This is a genomic window from Phnomibacter sp. (genome assembly GCF_036803085.1).
Taxonomy (GTDB): Bacteria; Bacteroidota; Bacteroidia; order Chitinophagales; family Chitinophagaceae; genus Phnomibacter.
Genome location: NZ_DAIRUZ010000006.1, coordinates 162,571 through 175,911, shown reverse-complemented (window position 1 = coordinate 175,911; position 13,341 = coordinate 162,571). Strand labels below are relative to the sequence as shown.

At 46.4% G+C, this 13,341-nt stretch carries 9 protein-coding genes; 4 read left to right on the top strand and 5 right to left on the bottom strand.

Annotated elements, in window-relative coordinates:
- Positions 1-60: 60 nt before the first annotated feature.
- Positions 61-1,905 (bottom strand): membrane protein insertase YidC, encoded by a 1,845-nt coding sequence (gene yidC, locus V7Q13_RS13045; protein ID WP_333801116.1) that lies wholly within the window; start codon positions 1,903-1,905, stop codon positions 61-63.
- Between the two features lie 133 nt (positions 1,906-2,038).
- Positions 2,039-3,688, bottom strand: coding sequence for a CTP synthase (locus V7Q13_RS13040; RefSeq protein WP_333801115.1), 1,650 nt, complete (start codon positions 3,686-3,688; stop codon positions 2,039-2,041).
- Positions 3,689-4,007: 319 nt separating this feature from the next.
- Between V7Q13_RS13040 and V7Q13_RS13035 the strand changes: the two genes are divergently transcribed.
- The gene (locus V7Q13_RS13035) at positions 4,008-4,913 is read left to right on the top strand and encodes a dienelactone hydrolase family protein (RefSeq protein WP_333801114.1); all 906 of its coding nucleotides are present in this window, start codon (positions 4,008-4,010) and stop codon (positions 4,911-4,913) included.
- A gap of 71 nt (positions 4,914-4,984) precedes the next feature.
- Here V7Q13_RS13035 and proC read toward each other — a convergent pair whose 3' ends face one another.
- Both proC and V7Q13_RS13025 read right to left on the bottom strand, forming a co-directional pair.
- On the bottom strand, positions 4,985-5,773 hold the full coding sequence (proC, locus tag V7Q13_RS13030) for a pyrroline-5-carboxylate reductase (protein ID WP_333801113.1): 789 nt from the start codon (positions 5,771-5,773) through the stop codon (positions 4,985-4,987).
- 100 nt (positions 5,774-5,873) lie between these two features.
- A complete protein-coding gene (locus V7Q13_RS13025) occupies positions 5,874-6,680 on the bottom strand; it encodes a M57 family metalloprotease (RefSeq protein ID WP_333801112.1) in 807 nt (268 codons plus the stop codon).
- 285 nt (positions 6,681-6,965) lie between these two features.
- Here V7Q13_RS13025 and V7Q13_RS13020 point away from each other — a divergent pair, with 285 nt between their 5' ends.
- The gene (locus V7Q13_RS13020; RefSeq protein ID WP_333801111.1) at positions 6,966-9,662 is read left to right on the top strand and encodes a S8 family peptidase; all 2,697 of its coding nucleotides are present in this window, start codon (positions 6,966-6,968) and stop codon (positions 9,660-9,662) included.
- A gap of 5 nt (positions 9,663-9,667) precedes the next feature.
- On the opposite strand, the gene V7Q13_RS13015 is transcribed toward V7Q13_RS13020, so the two are convergent.
- On the bottom strand, positions 9,668-10,729 hold the full coding sequence (locus tag V7Q13_RS13015) for an ADP-glyceromanno-heptose 6-epimerase (protein WP_333801110.1): 1,062 nt from the start codon (positions 10,727-10,729) through the stop codon (positions 9,668-9,670).
- 108 nt (positions 10,730-10,837) lie between these two features.
- Between V7Q13_RS13015 and V7Q13_RS13010 the strand changes: the two genes are divergently transcribed.
- Positions 10,838-11,479: a response regulator transcription factor gene (locus V7Q13_RS13010; RefSeq protein WP_333801109.1), complete on the top strand. Its 642-nt coding sequence runs from the start codon at positions 10,838-10,840 to the stop codon at positions 11,477-11,479.
- 65 nt (positions 11,480-11,544) lie between these two features.
- Complete coding sequence (locus tag V7Q13_RS13005; protein ID WP_333801108.1) at positions 11,545-13,263, top strand: tetratricopeptide repeat-containing sensor histidine kinase; 1,719 nt, start codon at positions 11,545-11,547, stop codon at positions 13,261-13,263.
- The last annotated feature ends 78 nt before the right edge of the window (positions 13,264-13,341 follow it).

The following is a 13,341-nucleotide window of genomic DNA, read 5'->3' as shown; positions in this document are numbered from 1 at the left end:
TCAAGAAAAAGCCGCAGCAAGTATACTACCCGCTGCGGCTTTCCTATTTGTAGAACAGGTTTATTTTTTACCCTGTTTTTTCTTCATTTCTTCCATTTTTTGCTGCGCTTCCTGCATGCTGGCTAAGCGTTCCTGCCACTTCGATTGCTTTTTGGGCTTGGCTTTATTGGCGGCTATTTGTGCCAAAATTTTATCGTGATTGATAACATAATTCTGAATCACAAATTGCAGAATAAGCGTAATAACGTTGGACACGGTATAGTACCAGGTAAGGGCCGAGGGCAGCTTATTGAAGATGAACAACATCATGAACGGGAAGATGTAGGGCATGTACTTCATCATGGGGTTGCCGGTATCGGGCGTGGTGCTCATACTATAAATACTGATGAGCAGACTGGTGATGGTAGCTGTAATGGTAAACAAGCTTACATGTGCTCCGTAAAAAGGAATACTGAAGCCCATATTAAGTACAGAATCATAGCTACTTAAATCGCTGGCCCACAAAAAGGGAATGCCCCGCATGTCGATATTGCTGTTGAAAAAGCTGTACAGCGCAAAGAAGATGGGAATTTGAAACAGGGCCGGAATACAACCACCCAGCGGGTTTACACCGGCTTCGCGGAAGAGCTTCATTTGCTCCATGCTGATGGCCTGCTGATCGCCATTGAGGCGGGCTTTCATGGCATCAATCTCGGGGCGGAGGGCTTTCATTTTGGCACCACTCAGGTAGCTGCTGTAGGTAAGCGGTACTATGAGCAAACGGATAAAAATGGTGAGGAGCAAAATAGTCCAACCACCGTAGCCGCCCATGGTGCTGCCCAAAAAGTCGAACACCGGCAAAATGAGCCAGCGGTTGATCCATTTTACAAAAGCAAATACACCACTGCCAAGGTCTACAATATTGTGCATGCCATTATCGTAAGCTTTGAGCACTTCGTAATCGTTCGGGCCATAATATATTTCCAGCGGAATGGTAGCTGTAGCACCGGCTGGCACCGATGCCTGCGCCGTCATTTTCATAGTAGCCACGGTGTTGCTGTCCTGGCCTTCGGCAGGAACTACCACATCTGCTTTTACATTTTTTAGTGGTTGACTGGCCAGTATAGTGCTATTAAAAAACTGCTGCTTCAAACCAAACCACTGGGCCGGCAGTTCCAAGGCTTCACTGGCTCCTTGCATGGCACTCGTATAGTCGTACTCACCCTCGGTTTGATACACCAGGCGGGTTTGTGTTCTTTCATAATCTGCTTGTGCTTGCTGGCGGTGTGCCACAGTGTTCCACTGTAGATTGAGCGTTTGGTTCGACACCAACTGATTGGCTCCATTCAGTACAATCTCTGCTTTGATGCGGTAATCGCCGGGGCGAATGGTGAACTTATGGGTAATACTGGTATTGGTAGCGCTGCTGGCAGTAAATGCTACTGTTTCGCTGCTGTCGGCATTTTTACGAACCGCTACCTGACCAAAATAAAGTTTGTTGCTTTCGGTAGACTGCCCGGGCAATGTATTGATGGCGTAACCGAACGACTCATCGGCAGTACCGCCCATTTGTACAGGCTTGCCATTGGGTCCGGCAAACTTTTTGAGTTCAACGGCACGTACCCAACCGCCCTTGCTGCTAAAGCTGGCTTTGATAACATCGTTTTCTACCACTACCAAACTATCTCTGCTGCCGGCTGCAGCAAAAGCACCTGCGGAAACGGAATCCCTCATTTGTGCCATGCGAACACTGTCGGCTTTCCACTGAGCGGTATCAACTTTTGGCTTCAGCGCAGCAATACTGTCTTCCTGCCGTTTTTTAAGTTCTGTAACTGCTTGCTGATTGCTGCTGACATACCAGAAGTAGCCCATGAACAACACCGCCAGTAATGCAAAACCGATGACGGTATTCCGATCAAATCCCATATTCGTTTATTAAAATGAGCGGCAAAGGTAACGGCTGACACCCACATAATGATGACCACCCAAACCTTAACCTTTGGTAAAAAGAAAACCGGCCGAAGCCGGTTGTTATTGCTGTAAAAGTTTGCTCAACAGTTTATGCTTCCTGTTTTTTAGCTGCAGCCGGCCGGTTGGCCTTGGTTTCGCTAAACTCTTTGGCGGCCGCCACAAAATGAACGAACAAAGGCGCTGGTGCTTCCACTGTACTTTTTAGTTCGGGGTGATACTGAACGCCGATAAAAAACGGATGCCCAGGCAACTCTACTACTTCGACCAGCCCGGTTTCGGGGTTGAGGCCACTCAGCGACATACCCTTTTGCTCAAAAGCATCGGCATATGCACTGTTGAACTCCCAACGGTGGCGATGCCTTTCACTTATCATTTCTTTACCATCATAAATTTTGGAAGCCAAAGAACCTGCTTTGAGCTGGCAGGGGTAAGCGCCAAGTCGCATGGTGCCGCCCATGGCTTTAATTTTCTTTTGCTCCTCCATCATGTCGATTACAGGGTCGGTGGTGGCAGGCATCATTTCGGTGCTATGCGCATTGGCAAGTCCGAGTACGTGGCGGGCAAATTCTATCACGGCCATTTGCATACCGAGGCATATGCCAAAGAAGGGCAAACCACATTCACGGGCATATTGTATAGCTGTGATTTTACCTTCGATGCCCCGCAAACCAAAGCCCGGTGCCACCAGCAATCCATCGAGATGGCCCAGCTTTTCTGCAGCATTGGTTTCGGTCAGGTGTTCGCTGTGGATATTCACCACATTTACCTTGCACTCATTCATAGCGCCGGCGTGTACAAATGCTTCCAATATTGATTTGTATGCATCCTGCAGCTCTACATATTTGCCAATCAGCCCAATGCTTATACTGGCTTTGGGATATTTCAGTTTATCGAGAAACTCTTTCCAGCGGCCCAGCTCGGGCTCTTTGTACTCGGTGATTTGCAGTTTTTTCAAACAGATTAAATCCAGTTTTTCCCGCATCATGGCCAACGGCACTTCGTAAATGGTGGGTGCATCAGCTGCTTCAATGACGGCTTCTGTTTTTACATTACAAAACAGGGCAATCTTGCGGCGCAGTTCAAAGTTCAACGGCTTTTCGGTACGGCAAACAATGATATCCGGATGCACACCTTCCTGACTTAGCAGACGTACGCTGTGCTGTGTAGGTTTGGTTTTCAACTCCTTGGCAGCCCGCAGATAAGGAATGAGCGTAAGGTGAACTACCAGACAATCTTCTTCGGGCAGCTCCCATTGCAGTTGGCGAACGGCTTCAATAAACGGCAGGCTCTCAATATCGCCCACGGTGCCACCTATTTCAGTAATTACAATATCGTATTCGCCTTTTTGCCCCAGCAGCAGCATGCGGCGTTTTATTTCGTCGGTTATGTGTGGCACTACCTGTACGGTTTTACCCAAATAATCGCCGGCACGTTCTTTATTAATTACCGTTTGGTAAATACGGCCTGTGGTAACGTTGTTGGCCTGGCTGGTAGGAATATTGAGGAAACGTTCGTAGTGGCCAAGGTCAAGATCGGTTTCGGCACCATCGTCGGTTACAAAGCACTCGCCATGCTCGTAAGGGTTGAGTGTGCCCGGATCTACGTTGATGTAGGGGTCAAATTTTTGGATGGTTGCCCGTAAGCCACGTGCCTGCAGCAATTTGGCCAAACTGGCAGCAATAATGCCTTTACCAAGAGAGGAGGTTACGCCTCCCGTTACAAAGATGTACTTCGCCATAAAAAAATATTGCCCATCACCTGTTGGTACATTTTTGCAAAAAAGAATGTGCCGCGAAGTGTGGGGTTCGCTAATAATGATTTCAAACTTGACCCGGGGGAAATATTAGAGGTCGTGCAAACATACACGATAAACCTGCTGGTACAAAATGACGAAACAGCCACTACCCTTTTGATGTGTGAAAAATGTGTGTTGAACCATTTGAATAGTTGCGAAGAATAACGCAATGCCATTTTCAGGGTGAAAAAATTCTGTTGACTACAGTTATTCCAAACAATTATAGCCGGGTGGCTGTATTGTGCATCTAAAACGTTTACTAATGAAATATCTCCTGCTGAGTGGCGCCTTGTTTTTTGCCGCCCTGTTGCAACAAGTGTTTATGCCGAAGGAAGAAAGTCCGCAAGCCATACTCGATCGGGTGGCGGCTTCGGTGGTTTGCTGTGGCCCCGATGAACCGATCCAAAATACAGATGCCCGTTTTATGGCCATGGTAAATGACCCGGGATTTGCCGGCCTGCACCAAAGCCCCGCAGCTTTTACCTACGAAAATGCGTTGGGCGGCATGATTGAATTTGGCACCGCCGATGGCAAAGCTGCCCAGGCGTACGCCATTGATGCCAAAGTAAAAACCAATAAATACCTGATTGTAATTCAGGAATGGTGGGGGCTCAATGACCATATTAAAAAAGAAGCAGACAAATATTACACCGCATTGGATGGTAAGGTAAATGTTTTGGCCGTAGACCTCTACGATGGTAAAATTGCTGCTACTCCAGACAGTGCCATGAAACTCATTCGGGCTGCGCTGAGCAATACCCGCAAAGAAGCCATTATCAAAGGAGCACTGGATTTTGCCGGGCCTGCTGCAGAAGTTTACAGCGTAGGCTGGTGCTTTGGTGGTATGATGAGTTTGCAAACAGCCATCATGGCGAGCAACAACATGAAGGCCTGCATTATGTACTACGGCACGCCAGAAAAAGACAAAGCCAAACTGGCCAGCATTCAGTGTCCTGTGTTGGGCATTTTTGGCACACAAGACAAAAGCATACCCAATGAAACTGTGGATGCATTTGCCAGCAACATGAAAGAAGCCGGCAAAAATTTCAGCCTGCTGCGCTACGATGCAGTGCATGCATTTGCCAACCCCAGCAACCCCGGCTACAACAAAACTTTTGGAGATGAAGCTTTTAGCAAAAGCGTTGCCTTTTTGAAAAGCAATATGTAACGGACATGTATGTACGAAAAGCGGCGAACAAAGTTTGTTCGCCGCTTTTTTATGTTCGAATGATTGAATGTCTACTTACCTATTTTTTCATAACTGGTGATGATACCCCGAATGAGTGATGAGCTGAAACCCTGATGTTCCATTTCATTCAACCCCACAATGGTGCAACCTTTGGGCGTGGTTACCTTATCAATTTCATGCTCCGGATGATTGCCAGTTTTCAACAATAAATCTGCCGCACCCAATACCGTTTGTGCGGCAATGAGTGAAGCTGTTTTGGCATCAAAACCAATTTCGATACCGCCCTGAATATTGGCACGAATGTAACGCAATGCATACGCCGTACCACAGGCGCCCAGCACGGTGGCGGCATCCATCAGTTTTTCATCTATCACAACTGTGCGGCCCAGCTGATCAAATAACTGTTGTACATAATTGAGTTGTTTGGCATCGGCACCGGCATTGCTCAGGCAGGTCATGCTTTGCTGTATGGCAATGGCCGTGTTGGGCATAGCCCTAATAACAGGCACGGGCTTGCCAATAGCTTTTTGCAACTGCTCCGTCCACACACCGGTAATAACAGAAACCAGTACATGTTTTTTGGCATTGAGTACCGATTTAAAACCTGCCAACACTTCGTTGTAGTTGTACGGCTTTACGGCCAGTATAATGATGTCGCTTTGCTGTACGGCTTTTTTATTGTCGCTCAGCACCTGGCAGCCTTGCTCTTGCAAAGCTTTCAGCTGTTGTACATTTCTTCGGGTAATGCTGATAGCCGATGGCTTACAAAAGCCACTGCTAACGAGCCCTTGAGCGATGGAACCTCCCAGATTGCCGCCGCCGATGATGGCGATTTTCATAAATCGATTGCTTGTGATTGGTGATGGCCAAATATACTGGCTAAAAAAACAAAGCCCGGCTGACGCATCAGCCGGGCCTGTGTAAAGCAGCAAAATGAGATTAATACAAGTAAGCCAAGGCTACCTTATCGTTGGCGTTGAACGGACGGTTTACATTTTTGCCGATGCATGCCAGCATCCAGCTGTTAGGATCGGGGCCGCTTGGTGTACCAGGAATGAGGATAGCACCCACAGTTGATGCACCTTCATTTACAGCAGAACCACCGCAGCTGTACTGACGGCTCATGTAATCGGTGTGGCGGAAACCAATACAGTGACCAATTTCATGCGCCAATACAGATGTAATTGAATTGATATCCCAGGCATTAGTTTCAAGATAGTTGCTGTTGACCAATACACTGTTATACGGATTGCCCTTAGAAGTTGGGAAGCCGGCCGAAGCAAGGTAGGAAGCACTGTTTGGAGCCTTGCTAATAACAATATTGCCGCCCGATGTTACACGGCTGAAGGTGATCCGCAGTCCTTCAGCATTGTACCGACTAATAACATTGTTAATAGCGGTTACATAGCGGCTGGGTAAAGTGGTTGCAACCCGAATGGTAATGTTGCGGGGCAAGCCGGTTACTAAATTGGTGGTACGGTACTGTTCTTCGTTGGCTACACGCAACAGCGAACCGCCTTTACCAGCATTGTTCAGTTGATCGTTGGTAAGTACAATGTCACCTTCTACCAAAAAGCCTTCTTCATGCTTTTGTACATTGGAAGTACCAAAACCAAGAGCGGCAATTTTGGCCAGCGTGGCATCACCAATAGGTTCATCAGGGCTGTTGAGTGTGTTGTCTTTGGCGCAGGAGGTAAGGAGGCCGGCCATGAGGCCCAGCGTCAGCAGTCGGGATGTTAACTTCATACGTGTTGTAGTTTTAGATTTCCAAAATAGGCATCTCGCCAGCGGAAAAAAACTTTAGAAAAAAAATTAAAAAAAGCAATATCCCCTTCCGTGTATCGCTGAAAATTATCGAAGTGAATGGCATCAAAAATCGGGTTCATTAAAATTTCGTTAACACCCCTTTTCAAGTTCTACACATTAAGAAAATGCAACTAAGTATCGATAAATCAATAAGTTGCGAAATGTCAAATTTTGATTTTTTCGTATGTATTTACGAACACTCTCCATTTTTGGAAAAGGGTAAGGATGCGTTTGGCGGGTAAATGGAAAACCGCATCTTTGGAAGAACACATGCGTCAATACCGGTCATATATACTTTCACTCCAGCTCTTGCTTACCCTGCTGATGACAGGCCTGGCAGACAGCATGGCACAAACATTTTTGCCCGATACGCTGGCCGAAACAAAGCCGCTGAAAAAACTGTCGCAGGCACTGCAACAACGAAGTAAACTAGATGGAGCTGTACTTATTTATGTTCAATACAATCAAGCGGATAGTTTGCTGCGTTGGTTCGCCGATAAGCCAGTGCAAATGCTGGCACACGATACCAGCTGGAAAGTAATGACCTTGCAAATGCCTGCTTACTTGCTTATTTCATTATCAAAGCAGCCATCAGTTCAATTTATACAAGCAGCCAACAGAAGAGCCAAACCCGAACTGAGTGTGCCCGGCTTCGATCCATCGGCCAATGGCATAGCACTGGCTGCCACCCGTTTTGCATCGAGTAATGGTACAGGCATTCGAGTTGCCATTAAAGAAGAACGTTTTGATACACTGGACATAGACTTTAGCCAACGCTTTTTTACCACAGCAAGAACGGCTACCCGCAGCACCAACCATGCCAGCATTATGGCCAGCATGCTGGCCGGCAGCGGTGCATCTTCCATCACAGGAAAAGGGGTAGCTCCTGCAGCGACTATTACCAGTACCAACTTTGATGTGCTGATCCCGGAGCCACTCGATTTTTACAACACAAATAAAATCAGCATTCAAAACCATTCCTATGGTGTAGGTATCGAAAACGAATATGGTATTGATGCTGCTGCTTACGATGCCAGCACCGCAGCACTGCCTTACTTGCTGCATGTATTTAGTGCAGGTAATTCGGGTACACAAAGCTCCGCATACGGCCAATACCAAGGCATTGCCAATTGGGCCAACCTTACTGGCAGTTTTAAAATAAGCAAAAACAGTTTGGTATTGGCCGCCACCGATTCTTTCAACAAAAGAGAAATAGCCAGCTCCCGTGGCCCTGCCTACGATGGCCGTATCAAACCTGAATTATCGGCCTTTGGCGAAGATGGCAGTTCGGGCTCTGCTGCACTGGCAGCTGGCGCTGTGGCTGTATTGCAGCAATCAATTCAACAACAATTAGGAAGCCTGCCAGATGCAGCGCTGGTGAAAGCCATCCTCATCAACAGCAGTACCGATGTTGGTGCAGAAGGCCCTGACTTTAGTGAAGGCTACGGACAGTTGAATGTATATAACGCACTACGCATTGCTGCCGGCAAGCAGTACTACACAGGCACCATTCTTGCTGGCGACACAGTTCGTATGAAGATACCCGTAGCTACCAATGCACAACGCCTGGCTGTTACCCTTTGCTGGACAGACCCCGCAGCAACACCTGGCAGTACCAAAGCACTGCAGAATGACCTGCAATTAATGCTTCGCCAACCCAACCAACAGGTTGTACATCCGTGGATATTGAATAGTGCGGCACATGCCGATTCGTTGCAGCAACCCGCCACACGTGGTATTGATAGCCTCAATGTAGTAGAGCATATCAGTCTATTGCAACCAGCTACCGGTGAATATGAAGCCATGATTGTAGCACCAACCAACGTATCCGGCACACAAACATTTGCATTGGCATGGCACAGCAATAGCAACAACGAGTTGGAATTTACGCATCCGACGAATACTTACCATGCCGACAGCCGAAATGGCGTAACCATTAGATGGGAGCACAGTTTTCCGCAAGGCCAAACAGGGGTGTTATCGGTAAAAAATTTGGCTACGCAAAACACCAGCCTTATCAATAACAACATAGCTCTCGATAGCAGATTGCTCGTTTGGCGACCTGCTGCGAATGCAGTTTATCCTGCACAATTACAGCTGCAGGTTGGCCAGCAAGTGCTGTTGTCCGACAGCTTTTGGGTGCATAAGGGATTACAGCCACGCATTGGTTATGTATGTGGCGATACGCTGCTGCTCTATTGGCAACACATTGCACTAGCCAGTAGTTATCGCATTTACCATGTACAAAATGGCCAAATGCAAGTGCTTAGCACAACTGCAGATACGTTATTTCGCATCAGGCGTTCTTCATTGGAAAAGGACTGGCTGGCTGTGGCGCCGGTTTTTGGCAACCAGCAAGGCAACCGCAGCTATGCCATCAATTATCTCAATCAGCAGGTGGGTTGTTATATTCAGCAGTTTACAGCTACGGCAGGCAATAACAATGTGCTGCTCCAAGTACAACTCGGCACCAACTTTGGCATTCAACAACTGCAATTTGAAAAAGTAAAAAACGGCCAAGTGACTGTGCTGTCCAGCATTGCCAATATCAGCAGCAATAATTTTACAGCTGAAGATGCACAACCGCTGAGTGGAGAAAATTACTACCGCATCAAAATTACTTTGAGCAATGGCAACGTAGTTTACTCCGCTATTGAAACCGTGTACATGCCGGAAAGCAATGGTTTGGCAGTGTACCCCAATCCGGTGTTATTAGGCCAGCCCATTCGCATCATCAATACCATGAGCGGAGAATTTCCTATAGCTGAACTTTATGATTTTACCGGCAGAAAAATCAGCAGCACTCAATTAGAAAGTTTTATCAATACCATCAATACGGCATACTTGCATCGTGGTATTTATCTCCTGAAACTTACCCAGGCCGGCAAAACCATCAGTGTAAAAAAGATAACGGTATTGTAGTGCTGTTACAACCTACGAAGATAGTTCCGCACATAGTCACCCACGCCTTCTTCTAATGAAGTGAACGGTTCATCATAACCGGCTTTGCGCAGCTTATCCATATTGGCTTCGGTAAAGTATTGATACTTGTCGCGGATATCTTCCGGCATATCTATAAAGACAATATTCGGTTCCAAATCCATCCCCCGGAAAGTAGCCGCAGCCAAATCGTAAAAACTGCGGGCCTGCCCGGTACCAAGGTTGTACAAGCCACTGCCTAAGCCCCCTTTAGGGGGTTTGGGGGTTTCTAACATCCACGCAATCACCTTCACCACATCTTTTACATAAATAAAATCCCGTAGCTGTTGACCGTGCTCAAAATCGGGGCGATGGCTTTTAAATAATTTTACCTGCCCGTCTTTTTTTATCTGATTGAATGCATGCCAAATCACCGAAGCCATGCGGCCTTTGTGGTATTCATGCGGGCCGTATACATTAAAAAATTTGAGGCCTGCCCAAAAGGGTGGCGCACCTGCAGAGTCCGGCGTATGGGCGCCATCATCTCTCACCCAGCCATCTTCATCCTGTGTATTCAATCGCACATCGCCTACTTTTTCCAACACCCACTTGTCAAACTCATTTTTACTGACGCCATAAGGATTCAACGGCTTCAGCAAAAAAGGCAATTCATGATTGTCATCGTAGCCTAACTCGCCAGATCCATACGTAGCAGCACTCGATGCATAGATAAACGGAATTTGCTTTTCGGTACAGTATTGCCACAGCATTTGGCTATACTCCACATTCAATTCTTCATGAATGGCATAGTTAAATTCAGTGGTATCTGTACGAGCACCCAAGTGAATGACTGCCGCTACTTCCGGCTGGTGCTCATTGAGCCAGAATGCCAGGTTGTACCGCTCCACCACATGGTCATAAGCAATGCTTTCCCAGTTGGCCCGCTTGTCTTCTCTGCCAAAATCATCCACCAAAATCAATTCTTCGTACCCTAAAGTATTGAGGTAACGAGCCATTTCGCTGCCGATAAAACCAGCGGCACCGGTAACAATGATGTATGGAACTTGCATAGAGATGTACAATTAATACGGACAGCAAAAATGAGATTAAGTTTTGATACAGCAGACATACTACCAAATACGTATTTTACAGCATTCTGTAGCCACTACTTTTGAAGCATGACGAACACACCCAAATCCATTTGCATAGTGGAAGACAAGGATGACCTTCGGGAAGCGCTGAGCATGATGATAAAGCTAACGGATGGCTATCAAATGGCTGGGGCATTTAAGAATGCAGAAGAGGCGTTGCTGTACATACCAGAGGTGCATCCGGCAGCGGTACTTATGGATATAAACCTGCCCGATGCCAGCGGCATACAGTGTGTGGTAACCTTAAAATCAAAACTGCCAGAAATGCTTTTTTTGATGTGTACGGCATACGAAGACAACGATAAAATTTTTAGTAGCCTGAAAGCCGGCGCCAGTGGGTACATTTTAAAAACCGATGGCCCAGCAAAAATTGTAGAAGCGCTGGACGAACTATTTGCCGGTGGCAGCCCTATGAGCAGCAGCATTGCCCGCAAAGTGGTGGCCAGCTTTAGTGGCTTGCCGGCAGGCAATCATTTGGTACAACGCTTATCCGAAAGAGAAGAAGCTGTGCTGCACTGCCTGGCTAAAGGATTGATGAATAAAGAAGTAGCCGACAGTTTACAAATCAGTCAGGGTACAGTAAAAAAGCATATCCAACACATTTATGAAAAGCTACACGTAAACACCCGTGTAGAAGCCGTGAACCTGTATCTTGGAAGAACACAATAAACATTCAACAGCGTATAACCATATTACGTATTTGCAGTATTGTATTACTGGCCTGTTGCAGCAGCATGCTTGCATGGCCGCAGCCATCAGCTACTGATTCGCTTCGCAAAGTATACATGCATTGCGCCGACAATACTTGCAAAACACAAGAAGCCTTACAACTGGTGGAGGTATGGATGGATGTAGACAATATGGACTCAGCACAGCATTGGGCCAATGAGTTGTTTTCCATTTTACCAGCCGATAAGCAAGACGTAGTGCATTACTACTACAACAGCCGGCAAAGCGAAATTTATTACTACAACAACTTTCCCCGATTGGGATTGCAAAATGCTGAACGAGGTTTACAAATAGCCATGGCGCTTCGCGACAGTATTTTTATTGCAGATGCCTACAACTTCAAAGGGTTGTTTTTAATGAACCTCAACCGGCTGAATGAAGCCATCGCGTCTTTCAGGGAGGGGCTGCAATGGTCAACGGGAAAAAAACATCCGCCAACCTATTTATACCTCACACAACACTACCATTTGTTGGGCAACATTGCAGAAGCATTGCTCAAAAACAATGAAGCCGCCACATCATTACAATTTGCCCATGCCTCATTAAAAGAATCCATACTTAACAATCGGCAGCGGGCCATCAGCATTGCAGAAAATCAGTTAGCTGCCTGTCACGATGCGTTGGGTAATGCCGACTCTGCATTATACTACTACAAAGCCTGCATTGCCGGCATCGATAATGATACAGATGTGTTGCTGTTGAACTATGCCACCATGGGCAAACATTTTAGCCAACAGCAACAATTTAAAGATGCTAATCAAGCGTTTCAGGAAGGCCTGTTGCTGCTCACGAAACACCCAGATATCAATAGCTATTTCAGCATTGAATTTTTGGATAAAGCCATTGCATTTTATACCTATAGCAAACAAGATAAACCGCTACAGGACTGCATCCGAAAGAAAATGCTCATCCTCGAAAAAGCGCAGGCTAACTATAACGTACAGATAAACGAAGTGATGGAAGCTGCGTTGAAAAATGAAACGCAACTGCTCAATCTCAGAATAGCCAATGAAGCTCGTAAAGTAAAACTCGATCAGTATAAAATCATTGCTCTGTCAACACTGCTTGTTTCGGTTCTACTCATCTTTTTATTGTACCGGAACCGGTTGCTGAAAAAACTGGAACTGGCCAAGCTACAAAACAACATTCAGCAAGACCTGCATGATGAGTTGGGTGGTAGTCTTAGCATCATTCGCATATTGAGCGACCTGATGAGCAGCAAAAAATTATCGCAGGAAGAGATCGCCAGTCTTTCACAAAAAATAAGTGGCACCGCCAGCGAAGCAGCCCAAAAAATGAATACGCTGATTTGGGCACTCAACACCGAAAACGACTCAGTCGCCAACCTGTGCGAATATACCCGGCAGTATAGCATTGCCTTTTTTGAAGGCACAACCATCGATATTCATTTCGAAGAGAAACTGTCGCAACCCAACAGTAATATTTACGGTACTGCCCGCAAAAACATTTTCCTCTGTATCAAAGAATCACTGCACAATGTATTGAAACATGCCAACGCCAGTGCAGTCCATATCCGATTTGAAACTACCAATGCTCAACAGCTGATTGTAACCGTATCAGACAACGGAAAAGGGATGCAACAAAACAATCAATTTGGCAACGGCCTTAAAAATATGCAGCAGCGAATGGCTGCCATCGGGGGTACTGCCAGCTTCACCAACAATGCTGGCTGCACCGTTGTGTTTGAGTGTTCCTTGCACTAAAGTACTCACTAGGTAAAGACATCACCCCTACGCATACTCCCTATTACGTATTGCCAGCGGGCACACAATACAGGATTT

What these genes read in the sequence shown, in the direction of transcription:
- yidC (WP_333801116.1), bottom strand. Translation starts at nt 1,905, where the DNA reads ATGGGATTTGATCGGAATACCGTCATCGGTTTTGCATTACTGGCGGTG.
- V7Q13_RS13040 (WP_333801115.1), bottom strand. Translation starts at nt 3,688, where the DNA reads ATGGCGAAGTACATCTTTGTAACGGGAGGCGTAACCTCCTCTCTTGGT.
- V7Q13_RS13035 (WP_333801114.1), top strand. Translation starts at nt 4,008, where the DNA reads ATGAAATATCTCCTGCTGAGTGGCGCCTTGTTTTTTGCCGCCCTGTTG.
- proC (WP_333801113.1), bottom strand. Translation starts at nt 5,773, where the DNA reads ATGAAAATCGCCATCATCGGCGGCGGCAATCTGGGAGGTTCCATCGCT.
- V7Q13_RS13025 (WP_333801112.1), bottom strand. Translation starts at nt 6,680, where the DNA reads ATGAAGTTAACATCCCGACTGCTGACGCTGGGCCTCATGGCCGGCCTC.
- V7Q13_RS13020 (WP_333801111.1), top strand. Translation starts at nt 6,966, where the DNA reads ATGCGTTTGGCGGGTAAATGGAAAACCGCATCTTTGGAAGAACACATG.
- V7Q13_RS13015 (WP_333801110.1), bottom strand. Translation starts at nt 10,729, where the DNA reads ATGCAAGTTCCATACATCATTGTTACCGGTGCCGCTGGTTTTATCGGC.
- V7Q13_RS13010 (WP_333801109.1), top strand. Translation starts at nt 10,838, where the DNA reads ATGACGAACACACCCAAATCCATTTGCATAGTGGAAGACAAGGATGAC.
- V7Q13_RS13005 (WP_333801108.1), top strand. Translation starts at nt 11,545, where the DNA reads ATGCTTGCATGGCCGCAGCCATCAGCTACTGATTCGCTTCGCAAAGTA.